Origin of the sequence: Hominimerdicola alba 8, from assembly GCF_000178155.2 — a bacterium.
GTDB classification, from domain to species: domain Bacteria; phylum Bacillota; class Clostridia; order Oscillospirales; family Ruminococcaceae; genus Hominimerdicola; species Hominimerdicola alba_C.
In genome coordinates, this window is record NZ_ADKM02000134.1 from 126,817 (window position 1) to 149,836 (window position 23,020).

The window sequence follows — 23,020 nt, forward strand, 5'->3', positions numbered from 1 at the left end:
ATTAGAAGATGGTTACTATAGTTTGGCAATATTATGACAAAAGACAATATGTTTGATTTCTATCAATAATAAAGCGTTTCATTTGTGAAAAATAATGTTATAACAAATTTTCTGATTTGTAATTATATTGAACTAAAATTTGTTGTCTTTTCAATACAATGTTGTGTACGGACATTTTGGGTAACTGAAAGGGTTGGGTAAATGAAAAGTATATCTGCATTGGTACTTTCTGTGATGCTGGCGGCTGCGATGGTTTCCTGCGGCTCGGAAAGTTCGGGTACGGCGGCTTCGGAGAGTTCACAGACTTCTCAGACCGAGCATGCCGAAGAAAGTGAGAAAGAAGTGTCTGCCGCGAACGGTGAGGCAGGCGCACCTATAGAACTGACAAAATGTGTTGGCAATCCCATCGCGGGCTTTGATGATAAGGGCGAACTGACATACGGCGGCGATCCGTCTGTGCTGGTGGTGGGTGATACACTATATTTATATGTGGGTCATGACATTTCGACCAACGACAGCTATGTTATGCCCGAATATCTCTGCTATTCCACTAAGGATATGAAAGAGTGGAAATATGAAGGCTCGGTGCTGAAAATGGCAGATGTAAAGTGGGCTGAAAAGAATTCCGCATGGGCGGGTCAGGTCGCAAGGCACTATGATGAAACGGCGGGGAAGGATAAGTACTATTTCTACTACTGCTCGTGGAACAGTGCTGACAGCGGCAAACAGTCCATCGGCGTTGCGGTGGCTGACAGCCCTACAGGTCCGTTCGAGGATATCGGGAAGGCACTGGTCAATGGCTCTTTAACAGAAGAACAGACCTCTGACTGGAACGACATCGACCCGACCGTCTGGATAGAAGACGGTGACGACGGGGAAGAACACAGATATCTCGCATGGGGAAATTCAAAGCTGTATGTCTGCGAACTGAACGAGGATATGATATCGGTCAAGGACTATGACGGTGACGGCGAGATAACCTTTAAAAAAGATGTCGTGGCGAAGATGCCGCCCGCGTCATACACGGAAGCGCCCTGGATATACCGCAGACAGGACGAGAACGGCAAATATTACGGTGATTATTACCTGTTTTACGCCTACGGCTGGCGTGAGCAGATGGCATACGCCACCACAGATGACCTGATGGAGGGCAAGTTCGATTATCAGGACGTTATAATGAAAGCCTCTGCGACCTCGAATACTAATCATATGGCGGTGGTCGATTTCCTGGGAAAAACGTGGTTCATCTACCATAACGGTTCACTGGCGGGCGGCAGTGGTTTCAGAAGAGTTGCCTGCGTTGAAGAACTTAAATTTGTTGATGACGGCGCTGTTGATTATCTGGAAGAAACTGCGGCGGGCGCATTCGGTACAGCATCGGCGCTTATCGCGCAGAACGGCGAAAAGCTGGCGCACAAGTGGTTCAATAATTCTCTGGCAGATGATGCTTACCCGTACACCGATGCAGAACTTGGGAGCGGTCTTGAAAAGACAAATGAACTTGACGAGCAGTGGGCGATAGTTCAGGGCAAGTCCGACAAGGACGATCCTTACGCAGTTTCGATAGAATCAAACAACAAGGCGGGACTTTACGTTACGTTCAAAGACGGCGGCGTGGTGCTGAGTCAGGACTATGACAACAGTATGTCGCAGGCGCAGACTTTCAGGACGGTCACAGGGCTGTCAGGAAAAGGTGTTTCCTTTGAATCGGTGGCTGAACCGGGCATGTACCTGACGCTTTCGGGCGGCGCGGCAAGCCTTACGGACGGTTCAGACCCGCAGGCTGTCAGCTTTGATATAGAAGATGTGTGAATGGAGCAAACAAATGGAGCATAATGTTAGTTTAAATATATCGGCATATTCTGAGGAGGATATTTTATGCGCAAAAGAGTTCTTTCGGCAGCTGCGGCACTGCTTGCGGTCACTATGATGATGTCGGCTTGCAGCAGTGCTAAGGCAAATGACGGCAGCAAGGCAGACACCGCCGAGAGCAGTGCAGCGGTCAGCAAAGAGCCTTCGTATGATTATGATTTTACGGTGGATATGAGCGGCTATGACATCGGGCAGGTATCTTCGGGGACTTCGGTGCATGACCCCTCGATACTGAAAGCCGACGGTAAGTACTATATATATGGTTCACATATGGCGGCAGCTTCCTGTGACGACCTGCTCAGCTGGAAGTTTATGGCGAACGGCTACCGCGCTGATAATTCGGTCTTCGGGCAGATTTATTCGGTATATGACGAGGCGTTTGCTTACGCGGGCGCACCTTCAAGCCTTATACCGACAGATGATGCGGGACGCGGCGGTGAACATGTGTGGGCGCCTGATGTCATCTACAACAAAGCAATGGGCAAGTACGTTATGTACTACTGCACAACTTCCACATGGAACGCATCTAATCTCTGCTACGGTATCAGCGATACACCTGAGGGTCCGTTCGAGTGGCAGGGTGCGCTGGTCTATTCGGGATTTGATATGTCAAATATCGAAGCTACCGATGTTTACGACTATGTTGATGAAGACTATGCGGTAGAAAATTACATAAAAGGCGGCAAGTACAACTTTGATGACTGCCCCAACGCCATCGATCCCGCGATATTCTATGACGGCGAGGGCAAGATGTGGCTGGTCTACGGTTCGTGGAGCGGCGGTATCTTCCTGCTGGAAGTCGATGAAGCAACAGGCAGGGTGATACATCCTGAGGCTGACCCCGACAACAACGTTGACCCGTATTTCGGCAGAAAGCTGGCGGGCGGCGGTCATGAGTCGATGGAAGCACCATATATCCTTTGGGACGAGGACAGCGGTTATTACTACCTGTTCGTTTCCTACGGCGGACTTAACCGCGAGGGCGGCTATCAGATAAGAGTTTTCCGCAGCGACAAGCCTGACGGCAAATATGTTGACATGTACGACCGCGAACTTGAAGCGAAAGTGAACAACTCCTACTTCGGGCTGAAACTTTCGGGCAACTACATGCTGCCCAGCCTGAAACAGGCTTACATGGCAACAGGTCATAACTCGGCGCTGGTCGATGATGACGGAAAGAAATACGTGGTATATCACACCCGTTTTGACAATGGTTCAGAAGCGCATTCACCGAGAGTTCACCAGTTTATTGTGAATGCTGAGGGCTGGCCTTGCATGCTGCCTTATCAGACGCAGGGCGAAACTGTCAGCGAAAAAGGCTACTCGATGGACGATGTCGCGGGCAGATACTATTTTATAAACCAGGGTACTGAGATAAATGCGGACATCGCTGAGCCTGTCATACTCTACCTTGACCCGAACGGCAATGCTGTTACCGAAAAGGAAACAGGCACATGGGAAATGACAGAGGGCAGCTGTTACATGACAGTCACTCTGGGAGAAACCACCTACAGCGGAGTCTTCTGTGCGATGATGGACGAAGCTGACACACAGGTAATGACATTCTCGGCAGTAGGCAATAATGAGAGCGTATGGGGTGTTAAATATGCCGAATGAGGAAGTTTCCCCTAAAAGAAAGCCGCCCCGCGAGGGGTTCAGGCGCAGGATAAATCCTTACTATGCGGGCATGACAAAAAAGGAGATAGCCATTGACACATCAAAGACTGTGTTCAAGTGGCTTTGCGGGACAGCTTTCCTGTACATTTACTGGGCTGCGATGCTGCTGCTGTTTTCGATACTTCTGCTCAATGTCTGGAAAGTCACGCTGGTAAGGCTTCTTATCTACGCGGGCGTTCTTTGCGGTATCAGTTCAGCTGCTTATGCGGGCATACTGGTACACAGAAAATTCTATTACTGAGCATTTTACTAAGGAGGACACAATGGGTGCAAGGAATACAAGGAGAAGGCTGACGAAGATCCTTTCTCTGGCGCTGGCAGTGACACTGCTTGCAACTATACCCGATGCTGCTGTAACGGCGGATAATGCTGCCGCAGAGGGAACATCTGCAACTTATGACACACAGTTCACGGGCGACCGTATATCCAACAATTATACGGGCGTGAGCAGCGGCTACACTTCGTCAAAATATTCTGGCGGCGACCTGTTCTTCCCATTTTCCTCAGCGAGCGGAGGAAAACTGACCTCCGACACAAAAGGCTTCACGCAGGCTGACAGCGTAATAGACGCTGCGGCAGGCGATGATATGACGCTTAAAGTCAATGTGCCGCAGGACGGTCTTTATGCTGTCAGCTTTGATTATCTGTCATATGATAATTCGGTGCTGCCCATAGAGTTTGCGATGTCGGTGGACGGTGAATATCCGTTCTACGAATGCAGAAATGTTGAACTGAGGTCAACATGGGTGCCCAAAGCAGAAACCTCCTGTGACAGATATAACGATGAAGTGGTGACAGTACCAGATAAACTGATACAGTGGGAACACAGCTATTTCAAAGACAGCAGCTACCGTCATTCGGATGCGCTGCTGCTACAGCTGAAATCGGGCAGCCACGATATAGGTATCTCAGTGAAGAGCGGCAGCTTCTTGATGGGTGGTATAACACTTTCTTCACCTGAGAGCATTGAAGAATACAAAGGTGCGTCTGCTGCATCGGGCAGTGCGCTGATAGAGATCGAGGGCGAGGATTATTCATTTTCAAACGAGTCGTCTGTACATGCCATCGCGGAGGTTGACCCGAGAGTCACACCATACAAGGTGCAGGATTCGGAACTCAATACCATCGACCATGAAGCATTCGATACGGCAGGGCAGAGCGTAAGCTACACTTTTGATGTGGAGCAGGCGGGCAATTATTATATAGCGATGAATTACCGCCAGTCCGACAAGAACGATTTCCCTGTTTTTGTTGATGTTGCGGTAGACGGAAAGATACCGAACACCGCTTATCAGGCTTATCAGCTGGATTATTGCAGCAACTACAAGATAAGCACCATGACAGACGACAACGATGAAAAGCTGTCGGTGTATCTTGAAAAAGGTCAGCATACACTGACTTACACCATCACCCTTGACCCGATATGCTATGTCATCGAGTCGGTGGAAGAGATCATGGCAGGTGTCAACGACCTCTCGCTGGAGATAACAAAAGTCGCAGGCACAAATTCAGACAAGTACAGGGATCTGAAACTGTCAAGATACATTCCAGGTCTGGAGGACACCCTGAACAGCTACGCTGATGAACTGACAGAGCTTGAAGCGAGCGCAAGGCACTTTACTGTGAACAACAGGAACGTTGCGGTGATGTCTTCGATGCTGATAGCGGCAAATCAGCTGAGGTCGCTGGCTGAAAACCCCGATGAGATACCCTATCGTATCGGTGAACTTACTTCAAGTACAAATTCCGTTAACCAGTATCTCGCCAACACTATCGACCTGCTGCTTGAAAACGGTCTTTCGATAGACAGGGTGTGGGTGTATCAGGAGGAAGCCGAACTTCCCGAAGCACCGGGATTCTTCAAGACGATATGGATGAACATAAGACGCTTCTTTGCGTCATTCTTTGATAAATCTTACTCTGCATCGAATATCGAGCCTGAGCATTTACAGGTATGGGTCAACCGCTCAAGCCAGTACGTTCAGGTGATGCAGAAGATGATAGATGAATACTTTACCCCCAAAACGGGTATAGATGTCGATATAAGCATAATGCCCGACCAGTACAAGCTGGTGCTGGCAAATTCATCGGGCAACGCGCCTGATGTAGCTACCGGCATAAACTACACTATCCCTTATGAACTGGCTATAAGAGGCGCTCTGGTGGATATGGCACAGTATGATGATTTCAGGCAGACCGCATCTGTCTACGAGCCGGGATTTTTCCTGACGGGAACAATCGGAGATTCGGTATACTCGATGCCCGAAACGATGAACTTCTGGGTGCTGGTATACAGGACTGATGTGCTGGACAAGCTGGGGCTTGAAGCACCCGACACCATGCAGGATGTCATAGACATGCTGCCCGAACTACAGATGAGAGGTCTGAACTTCTACTACCCCACAGCAGGCATGAGAGCCATGAGAAACTTTCACGGCACGACACCTTTGCTGGTGCAGAACGGCGGTGCGCTCTACTCAGGTACCGCGCAGGAAGGCACTACACTGGGAAGTGAAGCATCTGTAAACGGTTTCACTCAGCTTACCGACCTGTTCACCGTTTACGATATGCCTGTTGATATCGACAACTTCTATCAGCATTTCAGAAACGGCGATATACCGATAGGTATCTGCGATTACGGCACATATAACCTTATAAGCAATGCCGCTCCCGAACTGGCTGGTTCGTGGGATATAAAGGTAGTTCCGGGTACAGAACAGGCTGACGGCACTATAGACAGAAGCACCTGCGGCTGCGCTGAATCGACAGTCATTTTCAAGAGCGATAATGAGCGTCAGCAGAAAGCGTGGGAGTTCGTGAAATGGTGGTCATCTACCGAAGTTCAGGCTGAGTTCGGTCAGACCATTCAGATAACCTACGGCGATGAGTATATGTGGACGACCGCGAATGTGGAAGCCTTCGCTCAGCTGCCGATGGACAATGCCCACAAGCAGGTAGTGCTTGAATTTGCAAAGAACGTTGTCGATGTTGCCCGCGTACCCGGCACTTATATGCTGGAACGCGAGATGTCGAACGCATTCAACTCGATAGTCGTTGACGGTGACAATGCTCAGTCGCGCATAGACGAAGCGGTAAAGGTCATAAACCGTGAGATCGACCGAAAGCTGGAAGAATTCGGCTATACCGACAGCGAGGGCAAAACGGTGAAAGACTACGTTATCCCCGATATTGAAAGCATCAAGGTGATACTTGGTAGAAATTGATCAGGTGAAAATCAATGGCATTACAAGCTAAAAAAACAGAAGAAACAAATAAGATAAAAACACGAAGGAAGCGGAACAAGATATCCCGCCGTGAGAACAACTGGCATGGCTGGTTGTTCATCGGACCTTATGCGCTGATCTTTTCGATCTTCATACTGATCCCTGTTATCCTTGCGGTCATCTTGTCCTTCACCAACTTCAATGCCATACAGTTCCCTAAATTTGTGGGTTTCCTGAATTACATAACGATACTCACGAACGATGCGGAATTTATGAAGTATGTGCTTCCCAACACGATAATATATGCGGTGGTCGTAGGTATAGGCGGCTATGTGCTGTCCTTCCTGCTGGCGTGGGCGCTGTGCAACCTCACAAAGCCCGTCAGGACTGTCTTTGCGCTGATACTTTATTCGCCCAGTATGACAACGGGCGTTGCGATGACGGTCCTGTGGAAGGTCATCTTCTCGGGTGACCAGTCGGGTCTGCTCAACAGCTGGCTGATGGAACTGGGCGTTATAACCGAACCTGTCATCTGGCTGACAGACACCCGCTTCCTGCTGCCGATAGTTATCATAATCGGTCTGTGGTCGTCAATGGGCATCGGCTTCCTCAGTATGATAGCAGGTATACTCAACACAGATGCTTCGCTTTACGAGGCGGCATCTATCGACGGCGTTTCAAACCGTTTTCAGGAGATGTTCTATATCACCATACCCCAGATGAAGCCGCAGATGCTCTTCGCCGCAGTTATGGCGATAGTAGGCGCATTCCAGAACGGTATGATAACTTCGATGCTTGTGGGCAACCCCTCACCGGGATACGCTTCGCAGCTGCTCGTCAACCACATCGAGGACTATGGTTTCCTGCGTTACGAGATGGGCTATGCGGCGGCGATATCTGTTGTGCTGCTGCTTATAGTGCAGTTCTTCAGCAAGGGTGCAAACCTGCTGCTCACCGATAAAGACCCCTACGGCAAGAAAGGAGTGGAAGAGGAAGATGAATAAGGGCAAAAAGATAAATCCCAAGAAATTTGAGATAGGTCAGCTTAAGATAATTCTTCTGATACTTCCGCTGGTCATATTCATGGGTATGCCGATAGTTTTTATCATCAACCACGCTTTCAAGCCGATGGAAGAACTTTTCGCATTCCCGCCCACATTTTTCGTAAGAAGAGCGACGCTTGAAAATTTCACCAAGCTGATGCGCTTCTCAAATTCCAGCGGTATACCGCTGAGCCGCTACCTGTTCAACAGCGTGGTGGTAACACTGATAACAGTAGGCATGGCACTGCTGCTGACCACGATGTCGGCATTCGCGCTGGCAAAGATAAAGTTCAAGGGACGCAATCTGCTGACCCAGATAAACCAGATAGCTATCATGTTCGTCAGCACCGCAGTGCTGATACCGAGATACCTTGTTATCTGTCAGCTGGGACTTATAGATAATCTGCTGGCACACGTACTGCCGCTGGTGGCGATGCCTGTGGCACTGTTTCTGGTAAAGCAGTTCGTTGAGCAGGTGCCTGATTCGCTGCTTGAAGCGGCTTACATGGACGGTGCGACCGACCTCGATGTTTACCTGAAAGTCATTATGCCGATGATAAGACCCGCAGTTGCGACAGCATCTATACTGGTCTTCCAGCAGGTGTGGACTAACATGGAAACTTCCAGCTACTTCTTCAGCGATGACAGCATGAAAACGCTGACATTCTACATGAACACCCTTGTCAATGTGAACAATACAGTCGCAGGTCAGGGCATGTCTGCCGCAGCCTCGCTGATAATGTTCTTGCCGAACCTGATACTCTTCATAATCTTACAGAATAAGGTAATGAACACGATGGCAAGTTCAGGCATCAAGTAAGGGGGTCAATGGGAATATGCAAAAGCTGAAACGCCTTGCGTCGGCGCTGGTGCTTGCAGTCATCTGTATAATGATGCTGCCTGTCACAGCCTTCGCAGACACCCCATATGTGACCTACACCATCGACGGCTACGGTCAGATAAGGCAGACACAGTCGGCTTACCTCGCTTATGCCACCATCACAAAGTTCGATGATGAGGCACTGGCAGAACCGAGTGATATATGTCTGTCAGAGGACGGGCTTATCTACATAGCCGATTCAGGCAACGCGAGGATAGTCGTAGGCACACCCGATGGCGGACTGGTGAAAGTCATCGGACAGGGTACACTGAAAAATCCGCGCGGAGTGTATGTCACAGAAAACGGTGATGTTTATGTGGCTGACCGTGATGCGGGCAAGATATTCATCTTCGGCAGGGACGGCAGTCTGATAAACGAGTACGGCAAGCCGAACAGCCCTCTTTACGGTGACGAAGTTTCATTTCTGCCTATAAAGATAGTTGTTAACGACGCGGGCATAATGTTCGTGGTGTGCGAGTCAAACACCAACGGTATAGTTGAGATATCTCCCACTGACGGCGGAACGTTTCTCGGCTATTTCGGTACGAACTATGCGGCGACTGATCTTAAAACAGTCATCTACAGGGCTATACTGACCGATGCACAGCGCGCAAAGATGGTCAGCAATATCCCTGCAACGCCTACCAATCTGGCGATAGATGACAAGGGTCTGATATTCACCGTCACACGCGGCAATGAAACAGATACCCTCAAGCGCCTGAATATCGCAGGCACTAACATGATAAGCAATCACGACAGGACATACGCTGATACTCCGTCGGCAGTGGCGGCAGGCAACCACGATAACGTGTATGTGGCTGACCAGCAGGGCTATATTTTCGAGTACAACAACGAAGGCGAGATGCTTTTCGTGTTCGGCGGACCTGATGACGGCACGCAGCGCGTTGGACTGTCAACGATGGTCAGCGGTATCGCCATAGACTCTGAGGACAGGATCTTCGTTCTCGACTCAGACAAGGCGCAGGTGCAGGTCTATGAACCGACAGAGTTCACCGATCTGCTTCACAACGCACTGTACCTCTACTCAAAGGGCAGATATACAGATGCAAAAGAACCGCTGACAAAGATACTCAAAATGAACTCGATGTTCGACTACGCCAACAAAGCGATGGGCAGATGCCTTTTTCAGGAGGAGAACTACAAGGAAGCGCTTCGCTATGCAAGGCTCGCTAAGGACTATTCGGGTTACTCCGACGCTTTCTGGGAGATAAGGAACGTCTGGCTGAAAAACAATGTAATGACGCTGATACTGGTCATCGTACTGCTGGTCATAGCTGTCAGGGTGCTGAAAACGCTGGACAGCAAAAAACAGATATTCAAAAAACAGAAAAAGGCGTTAAAGAAGTTCAGGAAAAAGAGTTTCGTTTCAGATGTGGCGTATGCGGGCTACTTCATGAAAAAGCCCTCTGACGGTGCTTACGGCATCGCGGCTGAGGGTCGTGACAACTGGCTGGCTTCCACATTCCTGCTTGTGATATTCATAGCCGAATTCGTTATAGGCAAGTACACCTGCGGCTTCCTTGCAAAGACAGTCATGGAAGGCAGATACGAGATAATGAGCGATATCGGCACTATCATCATCGGCATCATCGCACTGACTGCCTGCACCTATCTGGTATGCACCATAAATGAGGGCGAGGGCACTGTCAAGAAGATATACACATTCTTCTGCTACAGCCTTATGCCTTACATAGTGTTCATGCCCATAGCCTATATACTGTCACATGTGCTGACAAATAATGAGATATTCCTGACCACTATGGTCAGCATACTGACCTACGGCTGGATAGCTGTGATAGCAGTCATCGGTCTTAAAGAGGTCAATAACTTCACGATGGGGCAGACATTCAAAGTCATCTTCCTGACAGCATTCGCGGCGCTGATACTGGCACTGCTGATATTCATAATCTACGTTTTGTGGGCTCAGGTATTTGAGTTCATCTACGCACTCTTTGGTGAGGGGGTATACAGACTTGGCAACTAAAAAGCTGAAAAGAGCACTGCCGTTCATCATAGCGGGCGCGGTCATTCTTGTGATAGCTGTGGTGCTGGTCGCTGTACTCCTGACGGGCGGTTCCGGAAAAGATGTGCTGAAAGGCACACATCAGCACACAAGCGCCATACCGACTCTCGGTGCGGCAGTAAACGCCAAAGAGGATTATGTGCAGATAGCTGAGAGCGACACTTACAAACTCTACTACTACGAGCCGCAGTTCGCTGTAAGGCTTGAAAACAAGAAGACAGGCAAGGTCATCGAGTCGGTGGTCAGTGATGACAAGGACAATGGCAAGAACAACGAAGCATGGACAGGCTACATGAAAAGCGGCATCGTGCTGAGTGCCATCATCGGAACAGTCAACACCTATCAGGTGGATATGCTGACTGTCCCTAACACCATAACCACACACAGCATAGACAACGGCATCTACGCCGAGATAAAGTTTAACGGCAATTATAACTTCGAGATAGGCGTTGAGGTGAAACTCGACGGCGATGAACTGGTGGTAAGAGTTCCCGATGAGTCCATAAAGGAGAACAAAAAAGGAACTTATATCAGTACAGTCAGCCTCTTCCCGATGATGGGCAGTACTTATCTCGATGAACAGGAAGGCTACATGCTGGTTCCTGACGGAAACGGCGCACTTATCTACCTCGATGACAAAGAGGGAAGATATGCCACAGGTTTTTCGGGACTTATCTACGGTATCGATGACGGTATGACCAACCGCACAGCTTCATCTACCCTTTGGGAAGAGTATGAAACTGTCACCGCATCGAACAGTGTGCTTGCACCTGTTTTCGGTATGGCACACCTTGAAGATGAACTTGCTTATCTCGGCATAGTTGAGTCGGGCGATGAAAGATGCAGTATCGAAGTAGTGCCGAACGGTGTAATGATAAACTACAACAGATGCTTCGCAAAGTTTTTGCTTAGAGATGTCTTCACTCAGCCGCTCAATCAGTCGAATTCGGGTACTGTACCCGCAGTTGAATCTGACAGGCTGCATTCAGACCTTGCAGTGCGATATCACATGCTTTCGGGCGAAGATGCAGACTATTCGGGCATGGCTAATGCTTACAGGAACTATCTGCTGGACAGCGGCAGGATAAGCAAGCGTGATCTCAGCTATAACACAAGGGTCGATTTTCTCGGCACTGAGCGTGAGGAGTTCCTGATGGGCACCAAAGCTGTCACCATGACCGACACCGATCAGGTGGAAGACATTCTCAAAGAGTTGAATGCAGACGGCGTGGGCAGTATACTTTCGGTATACAAGGGCTGGCAGAAGGGCGGTCTTTATAATGTGCCCATAACCTCTTACAATGCCGACAGTCATATAGGCGGCGACGGTGCACTGAAAAGTCTGATAAAGGATCAGGCTGCAAACGGCAACAGCATATATTTATATGATGATGCGCTGTCTGTTAATGCCGATACCAACAGCACGACCTACAACGTGATGAAAATGGTCAACAAGAGGACTTTTAAGAATGAGGTCAACGGCGAGGTATATGATCTTTTCTACTACCTGATGCCGGGCAGGAGCAGTACCGATCTTGGCAGGCTGACCGATGATATGAACGATGACGAGATCGGAAATATAGCGGTGGCAGGCATAACCGATACGCTGTTCTCCTACAGCTACAAAGGCAATTATTATTCGCGTACCGATACGATGGATATCTACAGCGATGCAATAAGCAAGGCAGATGAAAAATGCTCGCTGCTGGCAGAAACACCCAACGCATATATCTGGAACAGCGCAGACGCTTTCCTTGATATGCCGCTGAGTTCTTCCGACTACCTTTACCTCGATGAGGAGATACCTTTCCTTTCGATGGTGCTCAAAGGTATCGTCCCCACATATTCCGAGTATGTGAACTTCGAGGCTAACAAGACCGAGAATTTCCTTAAAATGGTGGAGTCGGGCGTATATCCTTCGTTCTATGTAACAGCTGAGGATCCCTCAAAGCTGTTCTACACCAATTCCAACGACCTCTATTCGCTGGAATACTCCGGTTACCGCGAAACGATCGCGGAATATGATGCGGCACTGAGAGCACTGGCTCAGAAAACAGGCGATGCCTGCATCACCGACCACGAGATACTTGATAACGGACTTGTTAAAGTGACCTACGATAACGGTGTCAAGATATATGTAAATTACACCGAGTCGGAGCTCAGCGCCGACGGACTGACAGTGAAGGCGCTGTCCTACGAGGAAAGTGAGTGAACATGGCAGAAACGACTAAACTGACCCGAAAAGAAAAGAAAGCGCTGAAAGAGCGCATGAAACATCTCAGATCGGGCAAGCTCGAAAAACGATATGCCCGTATGGGATATCTCTTCATGATACCCTGGTTTATCGGTGCGGGCGTATTTCTTGCATATCCGCTGATAAGTTCATTCTGGTATGCACTGAACAATATCCGTATCACCCCGCTCGGCAGAGTGTTCACGTTTGTCGGTCAGGGCAACTTCACACAGATACTCATACAAGACCCGGACTTCCTCGTTCAGCTGGTCGATTATCTGACTTCGACCATACTATCAACGCCTATCATAGTGGTCTTCGCACTGCTGATAGCGATGATGCTGAATATGCGGATAAAGGGCAAGGGCTTCTTCCGACTGATATTCTTTCTGCCCGTCATAATCGTCAGCGGACCTATACTTAAAATGCTGACGGCTGAGGGCGCAGGCAGTATCTCTGCGATAGATGTCCAATCGCTGACTGCGGCGATAGGTTCGGTTCTGCCTTCGATGCTGGCAAAGCCTATCTCGGATGTGTTCAGCAACATGATAACGACCCTCTGGTATTCGGGCGTGCAGATACTCATTTTCCTGTCGGGTCTGCAAAAGATAGACAAGTCGATGTACGAGGCTGCAAAGATAGACGGCGGTTCGGGCTGGGAATGCTTCTGGAAGATAACTTTGCCGAACCTTAAGTCGATGATACTGCTCAATACCATCTATACCATCGTTTTCATTTCTTCAAACAGCCAGAACCCCATAATAGTACTGATACAGAATTCAATGTTCTCAGGCACCAAAGAGAAAGGCTACGGCTACGCATCTGCGATGGCTTGGCTGTACTCGGTGGTGGTACTGCTTCTGGTGGGACTTTTCGCACTGCTGCTGACGACCAGAAAGGATCAGTACGAAAAGCAGGTAAAGCGCAACAAGAAGCTGAAGAAGAAAGAGGCGAGAAACTTAAAGAGGATAGAAAGGAGGAACAGCCGAAATGCCAAGAGGATCGAAAAGCAAAGAGCAAAGGGAAAGATCACGACACATACCACAAGCCGAAGCGACTACTAAGCCATTCTATCAGCGCATTACCAAAGACAAGGTACGCCGCTTTATGATGGGCACTAAGGACCGCGAGGGCTTCCTGAAACAGTTTTCGGTCTACGCACTGCTGATCTGTATCGGGTTTATCTACCTATACCCCATACTGCACATGATATCCAGCAGTCTTATGACCCTCGATGACCTGCTTGACTCTTCGATAAAATGGCTGCCAAGTTCCTTCAACCTCGAAAATTTCAGGCAGGCTGCCGCCAGCATGGATTTCTGGCGGGCACTGTGGCAGAGCGTGGTGCTGGCAGGTGTGCCGACCATCTGCAATCTGCTGTCCTGTTCTGTAATTGGCTACGGTCTTGCAAGATTTGATTTCCCGGGAAAAAAGATAGTCATGGCTGTCATTATACTGAGTTTTGTTCTGCCCAGCCAGATAACCATGATACCGACCTACGTGCTCTACTCAAATCTCGGCATACAGAACACCATATGGGCGTTCGTACTGCCTGCACTGTTCGGTCAGGGCTTCAATGCACCGATATTCATACTGATATTCTGGCAGTTTTTCCGCCAGATACCTAAAGTGCTGATAGAGGCTTCGAGAATTGACGGCGCGGGATACTTCAAATCATTCTACAAGGTGGCACTGCCCAGTGCAGCACCCGCATTCATAACAGTGGCGCTGTTCTCTTTCGTGTGGTACTGGAACGAGTCTTATCTGACAGAACTCTACGTTCACGGTATCTACGGTGATTCAAGCTGGACGACACTGGTGATACAGCTGGATAATTTCTCTGATAACTATTCAAGCTACCAGCAGACAGCCACCAACGCGGCAACTAATCTTAATGAGTCGATAAACATGGCAGGTACTCTGCTGAGTATACTGCCGCTGATGATACTGTACTTCGTTCTCCAAAGACATTTTGTTGAGAGTATCGACAGAACAGGTATCACAGGCGAATAAACCGAAATATAATAAGAAAATAAAAAGGCAGAAAATGACCTGAGTTTATCAAAGGAGGATCTTATGAAAAAGAAAATTTTTGCAATGACCGCAGCACTTTGTCTGACACTTACATCGTTCGCAGGCTGCGGCGGCAACGGTAAAGGCGGTAAAAGCGGTGGTGCTAAGGAAGCAGTAGCAGGCTATACGGGCACTGATACCGTCAGCAATGAGTATGAGAGCGTTACTGTAGACGGCAGCGCTCACGAATACAAGAAGGCTAAGGACATCACAGATCAGGAGATAGAACTGACATATTTCCACTTCGATCAGGACGAAACTGTTCAGCTGTTGGCTGACAGATTTATGGAGATATATCCGAATATCCATGTAAATGTCAAGTTCGAGAAGGTAGCTGACTACAACACCACACTGGGTACACTGGTCAGCAACGGCGAGACCCCCGACATCATAATGCACTCTGACTGTGACTATGCGCTTTCAAACCAGCTGCTTGCCGATATTTCAAGCTACTGGAACAGCGATGAAGAAACACAGGGTCTTGCTGACACTGTAAATTCCGCACAGCTGGGTACATATCACCTTGAGGGCGGTCAGCGTTACAGCGTGCCTGTAAAGTTCTTCCCCGGTGCTATGTTCATCGACAGAAATGTACTTAAGACGCTGAACCTTGAAATACCCACACAGCAGTGGAAATGGTCTGATATGATACAGCTCATCAAAGATGCAACTGTTCTCAACTCGCCCGACGGAATGGCTTACTACGGTCTGGGCTACTATAACAGACTTGATTCCTACTACGGCATAGCTGCAAGACAGGATATCATCGGTGAGTTCGGCTTCACAGGCAAGACCTTCGACCTGAGTGAATGGGCAATAGGTGAGCAGGAGTTCTCAAACCTGAAACTCGGCGGCTACATCGCACCTCAGACCGAAACACAGGCTATGGAAGACTGGATGGGCGACTGGGAAGGCTGGGCAGGTGCATCGAGCCACTGCGCGGTATTTACTGAGGCTTTCTGGACATTCCAGAACACATGGAACACTCCCGGCTACAAGGAGAACTACAATATGGATATCGTTCCTTACGTTATCCCTGCTGTATCTGATGCTGATGCGGGAGCAGATCACCACTCGATAGCTACTATCGACTACGGCGGAATAACCACCAGCTGTGCATATCCCCGTGAGGCTTATGAACTGTTGAAGTTCATGTCCTTCGGTATAGACGGCTGGCATACCAGATGTGAGATATACGGCGATGAGAGCATCACCAATGCTTCGGGCACTGCACTGAAATATGATGTTATGCCTGTGCCGATCACTAAGGATCAGGGCGTGTGGGACGCATATATAGACGTGTTCTGTGCAGGCATGGACGATGAGCACGTACAGCTTTGGAGAGATTACTTCAACTCCTGCATGCAGCCTATCTCCTACGGCTGGACTAATATCGCAGGTTACTGGAATTTCTGCGATGAATACTTCAACTCCATCGGAATACATGACCTTGTTGACAACGGCACCGCACAGGCTGCTGACTATGTTGATGAAGCGAACCGCAAGGCAAATTACTATCATGCTCAGGCAATGCTTGACTATTTCGGTCCGACAGGCTATAATGTACTAAGTGAGTCTGAGCAGTCAGAGTATCAGCAGATGGTAACTGATAATCAGTAACACTATGGGCGAAGACTGCGGCAGCAAAAGAATGGACGTACATCTGCCGCAGAAGAGCCTGCAATATATAATGTGTTGTGTTTTGCCGTTTGAGCAAAACAGAAAGGAGTTTATCATGAAAAAGTTTTTAGCAATGACCGCAGCGCTTGTACTGACTATGTCGCTTGCAGCGTGCGGAAACACAGAAGACAGCAGTTCTTCAAAAGAGAAGAAGACCACCACAACGACAGCTGCACCTGCTGATGACAGTGCAGAGGTGAGTGCTGCTGAGGGTGATGACGGCGGCGAAGCTGCTGCACCTGCTGAGTCTGCTGCTGAGGAAGTACCTGCTGTTGAGGCTGAGGCTATAACAGCAACTCCTCTGGTTTATCTGGGTTTTGAGGACACAACAGGTCTGAAAGCGGTTGAGCAGACTGAAGATGTTACAGGTCTGACAGGTGCTAATTTCGGTATCGGTGCAAGTTCGCACGAAATAATGATCGCTGAGGGTCAGGGCGCTGTAGGCAACTCGCTTTACATCGACGGCAAGTACGGCGTTGATTTTGATATGCCTGAGATCGATGATGACAGCTATACCATTTCTTTCTGGTTCAATGCCGATCGTGTTGCAACTTACGGTCCTGTTGTTCAGATGGGCAGAAATATCGGTATGGCAAGCACTCCATCTGAACCTGTTACATGGATCAACTTTACCAAGACTGACTGGGGCACTGACAGCGCAGCTATCTTCCCTGTGGCATGGAACAGAAACTCATCTATAGGTACTGAGGTCGCTGCTGACGGCGTATGGCCCTGGATCTATGCTATGGACGATATGGAACACGGTAAGCGTGAGTGGTGCATGGTGACTGTAGTTGCTGACGGCAAGCGCTACACCGCTGATGACGGCATGGAAAGGATACAGACAAAGTTCTATATCAACGGCGAGCTGATGTGGGATGCTAATGCTGAGAATATGTATTATCAGGGTCTTTCGCCTGAGATATTTGCGGGCGAAGGCAATGAAGGTCACATCGGTATAAACTACTGGGATACTGTCTACAAGGGCTTTATCGATGAATTGTACATCTATGATGACGCACTGACTGACGGTATGGTAAAGGGACTGTTCGAGCAGGGCAATCCTCCTGCATCGCCTGTAGCACCTGCACTGACTGCTGCTGAGTAATATGGATAGCCGAGTGGGGCTGTAAAAGCCCCACTTTTCGGAGGACATAAAGGCTGTTTATGTCCCCCGAAAAGTGAACACACCCGCGACGATAAGATCACGAAAGGAATTTTGATGTTATGGACGAAAAACTGATCTTCAACAAACCCTGGATATTGCAGAGGGCTGACCCGTATGTTTACCGCCATACTGACGGAAACTACTACTTCACAGCCTCAGTACCCGAATATGACAGGATAGTGCTGCGCAGGGCAGACAGCCTTTCAGCCCTGCCCGATGCAGAGGAGAAAGTAATCTGGAACTGCCACGCGAACGGTCCTATGAGCAAGCATATCTGGGCGCCCGAACTGCACTATGTATTCGGCAGATGGTACATCTACTTTGCAGGCGGCGAGGTGGAGGATATCTGGAAGATACGTCCATACGTGCTGGAATGTCAGGGTGATGACCCGATGACAGGCGAGTGGGTCGAAAAGGGAAAGATGACCCGCGCTGAGGCGGACGAGTTTTCCTTTGAAGCATTCTCGCTGGATGCAACTGTGTTTGAGTGCGGCGGCGTGAATTATTATGTCTGGGCTGAAAAGGTCGGTGTCGGCAAGATGATATCAAACCTCTACATAGCCCGCATGAAGAACGGATATACTCTCGATACCGTACAGGTATTGCTGACCACCCCCGACTATGACTGGGAGCGTCACGGTTTCTGGGTGAATGAGGGACCTGCGGTAATAAAGCGCGGCGGCAAGGTATTCCTGACCTATTCAGCCAGCGACACGGGCGAAGCCTACTGTATGGGCATGCTGACAGCTGATGAGAATGCCGACCTGCTCGACCCCGCAAGCTGGTCAAAGGAGAGATATCCCGTACTTAAGACCGACCGCAGCAGGGAAGTCTTCGGACCCGGTCATAACTCCTTTACCACCGACAGCGAGGGCAGAGATATACTGGTCTACCACGCAAGAACTTATGCTGAGATAGTGGGCGACCCGCTCTATGACCCCAACAGGCACGCAATGCTGATGCCGATAAAATGGGTCGATGGCAAGCCTGTGTTCAGCTTTGATAATGTAACCGACAACTAATAGGAGGGTCTGTAATGGCAAGTCTGTCTTTGAAACATATCTATAAAATATACCCCAACGGCTTTGAGGCTGTTAAGGATTTCAACCTTGAGATAGAGGATAAGGAGTTCATCATCTTTGTCGGACCGTCCGGCTGCGGCAAGTCAACCACGCTGAGAATGATAGCGGGTCTGGAAGATATCTCTGACGGCGAATTTATGATAGATGGCAAGATAATGAACGATGTTGAGCCAAAAGACCGCGATATCGCGATGGTTTTCCAGAACTACGCGCTGTATCCTCACATGACGGTGAGGGATAACATGGCGTTCGGTCTGAAACTGCGCAAGACACCGAAGCATGAGATAAAGAAGAAAGTCGGTGATGCTTCGACAATACTCGACTTAAGCGAACTGCTCGACCGCAAGCCTGTGGCTCTTTCGGGTGGTCAGCGCCAGAGAGTTGCGATGGGTCGTGCCATAGTGCGTGAGCCGAAAGTCTTCCTGATGGACGAGCCGCTCTCAAACCTCGATGCAAAACTGCGTGTGCAGATGCGTACCGAGATATCGGCGCTTCACCAGAGGCTTGGTGCTACCATAATCTACGTTACCCACGACCAGACCGAAGCTATGACACTCGGCACACGTATCGTAGTTATGAAAGACGGCGTGATACAGCAGGTGGCATCTCCGCGCGACCTTTACAACAAGCCTGATAACCTCTTTGTGGCAGGATTTATCGGTTCGCCTCAGATGAATTTTGTAAACGCTGAATGCCGCGCTGAGGGCGATGATGTCTACCTTGATTTTGACAAGTTCAGCATCAAGCTGCCAAAGCCTAAGGGCGATGCGCTGAGAAATGGCGGTTACATCGGCAAGGAAGTCATCATGGGTATACGCCCTGAGAAGATATTCGAGAGCGAACACGCGATGTCTGTATTCCCTGAGGACTGCAAGATAGAGGTAACTGTCAACGGTTATGAACTGCTGGGTTCGGAAGTCCTGCTGTATTTCAATCTGCTGAATGAGAAGCCCGCCGAGATACAGCGCCAGTTCACCGATGATGCTTATGCTAATGTCAAGAAAGTACACTGGACTGCAAAAGTCGATGCAGCGACCACTGCACGTTACGGAAGCACCATCACTCTTGCACTTGACCCAAACAAGATACATGTTTTTGACAAGGAAACCGAGAAGACGATTGTGAATTGAGCCTAAACCTTTCATGATAAACTCAGAAAAGCCCTCCGACTGCGTGTTTGCGGATCGGGGGGCTTTTTGCTGTTGGTATATACTTAAGCAAAAAAACAGCCGACACTGCGGTCGGCTGAGATTTTATTAGCTTTCGTTGTTCCTGTTGCAGATGGCTCTGATAACTTTGAGATAGTCATCAGTCTTTCTGACAGAGTAGGTCAGATGACCCTCGCCCCTCAGTGTCTTGAAATTCGCGGAGGGATAAGCGTCTATCAGGTGTTTGAAGCATGACTTGAAATTCTTCTCGTCAGATGCGTAGACGAAGAAGATATTCTCCTGTATCTCATCAGGCAGGGGCGGGAAGTTGAACGTGTATCTTGCCTCAGTTTCGTTCTTGATGCTGCCGTCGGTGATGACAGGCGCAGTCTTTACCATAGACTCGATAACAGGGCGCATGGTTTCTGTGTCGTCTTTGGTGAACTGGTCAACTGACTTCCAGTTGACAACTTCGTCAACGCTCTGATTCTTCATCTTGTTCATCATCGACTTGTGCTTGAAGCCCATTATAGCCTTGTAGAGTTTCGGCTGTTTGAGGAAAGTGCCGCCGTCAAAGAAAGCCGACTCGATGGTTATGTGCTGTCTGAGCGACTGCGAGATTATCTCCATGCCTATCTCAGCACCCATAGCCTGACCGTATATCAGACAGACATCATTGATACCGTTCTTTTGGAGGAAGCCTACTATCTCCTTAGCTTCCTTGTGGCTGGTAGTGAAATCCTCACTGCCCTCGTAGTGACCGTTGTATTCAGGTACTATTATAAAATACTCATTGGTAAGCTCCTCGTAAAGGTACGAAAGAGATTCGGCAGAGCAGAAAGAACTGGTCAGCATGATTATTATTGGATTATTTCTGTTGCCGTATGTATTAAATCGCATATTCATTCTCCTTTACTATAGTATAATGATTTAGCCTATTTATATGTTATAAAAAACTGCCAATTAATCACATCTATGTTGTATATATTATACCATAAATGATAAGATTAGTCAATCACCTTTAGCAAATTATATCGTTTTGTACAAATTTTTTTTCACGATGCTTTCACATTGACGATTTTTTATTGTCATTTCTTTTAAAATTATACTAAAATCATGCGCAAAATTGGCTAATATTAACCTACGCTTTACTCTTCTGAATGCGCTTTCTGAACATAAATGTGACTGAACGGGCGTGATTTCGGGGCGGACAGTCTTAGAGCCAATTAACATATAGTTTGTTGTAATTATGCTAATTATTTTAGAAGTTCTCACCATAAATGCGGTTGACAAAATTGGTAAAATGTGATATAATATAAAGTTAAATACGCATTATACTTGGGCTGATATCTGTGATATTACGAAAAGTCCGTAAATAAGCCGTTTTAACAATACATCAAAATAAAAAGACATACCGAAAGGAGAGATAAGGATTGTTACTGACGATCACTTATAAAGGCAAAAACACGCAGGAACTAGGCTTCCTGCTGCACAAGAACCCCGACCGCGCACAACAGTTTGAACTTGCGTACGGCAAGGCGTATGTATTCTATCCTGAGGTCAGCGATGAAAGCACCACAGCGGCACTGCTTCTCGATATTGACCCCCTTGACCTTGCGCGCGGCAAAGTCGGCAGCCGTGACGGAGGTCTGTTTGATTATGTCAACGACCGCCCATACGCAGCCACATCTTTTCTCAGTACTGCGATGGTGCGCATTTTCGGCACAGCCATGAACGGCAAGTGCGATAAGCGTCAGGAATTGGCTGACACACCCCTCGACCTGACGGCGCGGCTGGCATCTCTTAAAGACAACGGCGACACCGAACTTGCTAAACAGCTTTTCGAGCCGCTGGGCTACAGGGTCACAGTCAGCCGCACACAGCTTGACGAAAAATTCCCCGAATGGGGCAGTTCGCCTTACATCGACCTTACCATCAGCGGCAAGGTGAAGCTGAGCGAACTGCTCAACCACATATATGTGCTGATACCTGTTTTCGATAAGCAGAAGCACTACTACATGGCTGAGGACGAGATAAAGAAGCTGCTTGAACACGGCGAGGGCTGGCTTGCCGATCACCCGCAGAAAGAAAAGATAACCCGCCGCTATTTCACCGCACGCAAGAGTTATGCCCGCCGCGCGATGGATATACTTAATGAAAACGAGGGCGCTGATACTGTCGAGGAAGAGCAGGAAACTCCTGAAAAGGAAGTTTTCACACCGCTGAATACACAGCGTATGGAAACTGTAAGAGATGCTGTGCTCGCCAGCGGTGCGGCAAGCGTTATCGACCTGGGCTGCGGTGAATGCAGACTTACTTCGCTGCTGCTGAACGAACAGCAGATAAGGCGTGTAGCAGCCTGTGATGTTTCTGTCAGTGTGCTTGAAAAGGCGGCACAGCGCCTTCATCTTGACAGAATGCAGCCTGCCCGCCGCAATAAGCTGACGCTCATGCAGGCATCGCTGACCTACCGTGACAAGCGCTTTGAGGGTTATGACTGTGCTTGCGTGGTGGAAGTGATAGAGCATATCGAACCTATGCGCATACCCGCATTTGAGAGGGCGGTCTTCGAGTTTGCCGCACCGCGAACTGTCATACTTACCACGCCTAACCGTGAGTATAACGCAAATTACGAACATATGGAGGAAAACGCCCTCCGACACGGTGACCACCGATTTGAGTGGACGCGGGAAGAGTTTCGTGCATGGACAGAGCACATCTGTGAAAAGTTCGGTTATTCCTGCGAGATAAGCGGTATCGGCACAAATGATGAAAAACTCGGCACACCGACACAGATGGCGGTATTCACAAAAGCAGGGTGAGCATATGGACAGAAACAACGATTTGCAACTGTCCGGTGAAACGTTCCCCGAAAGAAAACGGCTTATGATAAGCA

At 48.7% G+C, this 23,020-nt stretch carries 16 protein-coding genes; 15 read left to right on the forward strand and 1 reads right to left on the reverse strand.

Going from position 1 to position 23,020, the window contains the following annotated elements:
• Positions 1-201 precede the first annotated feature (201 nt).
• The 14 genes from CUS_RS17810 to CUS_RS17875 all read left to right on the forward strand — a co-directional run bounded on the left by CUS_RS17810 (position 202) and on the right by CUS_RS17875 (position 20,106).
• Positions 202-1,812 (forward strand): family 43 glycosylhydrolase, encoded by a 1,611-nt coding sequence (locus tag CUS_RS17810; protein ID WP_002853419.1) that lies wholly within the window; start codon positions 202-204, stop codon positions 1,810-1,812.
• Between the two features lie 66 nt (positions 1,813-1,878).
• A complete protein-coding gene (locus CUS_RS17815; protein ID WP_002853450.1) occupies positions 1,879-3,489 on the forward strand; it encodes a glycoside hydrolase family 43 protein in 1,611 nt (536 codons plus the stop codon).
• A complete protein-coding gene (locus tag CUS_RS17820) occupies positions 3,479-3,790 on the forward strand; it encodes a hypothetical protein (RefSeq protein WP_037277939.1) in 312 nt (103 codons plus the stop codon). Before CUS_RS17815 ends, CUS_RS17820 begins: the two co-directional genes overlap by 11 nt.
• Before the next feature lie 22 nt (positions 3,791-3,812).
• Positions 3,813-6,773 (forward strand): extracellular solute-binding protein, encoded by a 2,961-nt coding sequence (locus tag CUS_RS17825; protein WP_002853248.1) that lies wholly within the window; start codon positions 3,813-3,815, stop codon positions 6,771-6,773.
• Positions 6,774-6,787: 14 nt separating this feature from the next.
• Positions 6,788-7,777 carry a carbohydrate ABC transporter permease gene (locus tag CUS_RS17830; RefSeq protein WP_002853335.1) on the forward strand — a complete coding sequence of 330 codons (990 nt, stop codon included), beginning with the start codon at positions 6,788-6,790 and terminating at the stop codon, positions 7,775-7,777.
• Positions 7,770-8,636 carry a carbohydrate ABC transporter permease gene (locus tag CUS_RS17835; RefSeq protein ID WP_002853209.1) on the forward strand — a complete coding sequence of 289 codons (867 nt, stop codon included), beginning with the start codon at positions 7,770-7,772 and terminating at the stop codon, positions 8,634-8,636. The genes CUS_RS17830 and CUS_RS17835 overlap by 8 nt, the downstream gene beginning before the upstream one ends.
• Before the next feature lie 16 nt (positions 8,637-8,652).
• Positions 8,653-10,701: a YIP1 family protein gene (locus CUS_RS17840; RefSeq protein WP_002853305.1), complete on the forward strand. Its 2,049-nt coding sequence runs from the start codon at positions 8,653-8,655 to the stop codon at positions 10,699-10,701.
• A complete protein-coding gene (locus CUS_RS17845) occupies positions 10,691-12,952 on the forward strand; it encodes a DUF5696 domain-containing protein (protein ID WP_002853439.1) in 2,262 nt (753 codons plus the stop codon). Before CUS_RS17840 ends, CUS_RS17845 begins: the two co-directional genes overlap by 11 nt.
• A gap of 2 nt (positions 12,953-12,954) precedes the next feature.
• Positions 12,955-14,037 carry a carbohydrate ABC transporter permease gene (locus CUS_RS17850; protein WP_002853372.1) on the forward strand — a complete coding sequence of 361 codons (1,083 nt, stop codon included), beginning with the start codon at positions 12,955-12,957 and terminating at the stop codon, positions 14,035-14,037.
• On the forward strand, positions 13,964-14,986 hold the full coding sequence (locus CUS_RS17855) for a carbohydrate ABC transporter permease (protein ID WP_100084624.1): 1,023 nt from the start codon (positions 13,964-13,966) through the stop codon (positions 14,984-14,986). Before CUS_RS17850 ends, CUS_RS17855 begins: the two co-directional genes overlap by 74 nt.
• Positions 14,987-15,049: 63 nt before the next feature.
• Complete coding sequence (locus CUS_RS17860) at positions 15,050-16,666, forward strand: ABC transporter substrate-binding protein (RefSeq protein WP_002853179.1); 1,617 nt, start codon at positions 15,050-15,052, stop codon at positions 16,664-16,666.
• A gap of 115 nt (positions 16,667-16,781) precedes the next feature.
• Positions 16,782-17,834 carry a LamG-like jellyroll fold domain-containing protein gene (locus tag CUS_RS17865; protein ID WP_037277942.1) on the forward strand — a complete coding sequence of 351 codons (1,053 nt, stop codon included), beginning with the start codon at positions 16,782-16,784 and terminating at the stop codon, positions 17,832-17,834.
• A 119-nt stretch (positions 17,835-17,953) separates the two neighbouring features.
• Positions 17,954-18,916: a glycoside hydrolase family 43 protein gene (locus tag CUS_RS17870; RefSeq protein ID WP_002853232.1), complete on the forward strand. Its 963-nt coding sequence runs from the start codon at positions 17,954-17,956 to the stop codon at positions 18,914-18,916.
• A gap of 14 nt (positions 18,917-18,930) precedes the next feature.
• Entirely contained in the window at positions 18,931-20,106 is a 1,176-nt protein-coding gene (locus CUS_RS17875) for an ABC transporter ATP-binding protein (protein WP_002853231.1), read from the forward strand.
• 126 nt (positions 20,107-20,232) lie between these two features.
• Here the strand turns inward: CUS_RS17875 and CUS_RS17880 are convergent, their stop codons facing one another.
• Positions 20,233-21,024 carry a hypothetical protein gene (locus CUS_RS17880; RefSeq protein ID WP_002853326.1) on the reverse strand — a complete coding sequence of 264 codons (792 nt, stop codon included), beginning with the start codon at positions 21,022-21,024 and terminating at the stop codon, positions 20,233-20,235.
• 533 nt (positions 21,025-21,557) lie between these two features.
• Here CUS_RS17880 and CUS_RS17885 point away from each other — a divergent pair.
• A complete protein-coding gene (locus CUS_RS17885; protein ID WP_002853481.1) occupies positions 21,558-22,946 on the forward strand; it encodes a 3' terminal RNA ribose 2'-O-methyltransferase Hen1 in 1,389 nt (462 codons plus the stop codon).
• The last annotated feature ends 74 nt before the right edge of the window (positions 22,947-23,020 follow it).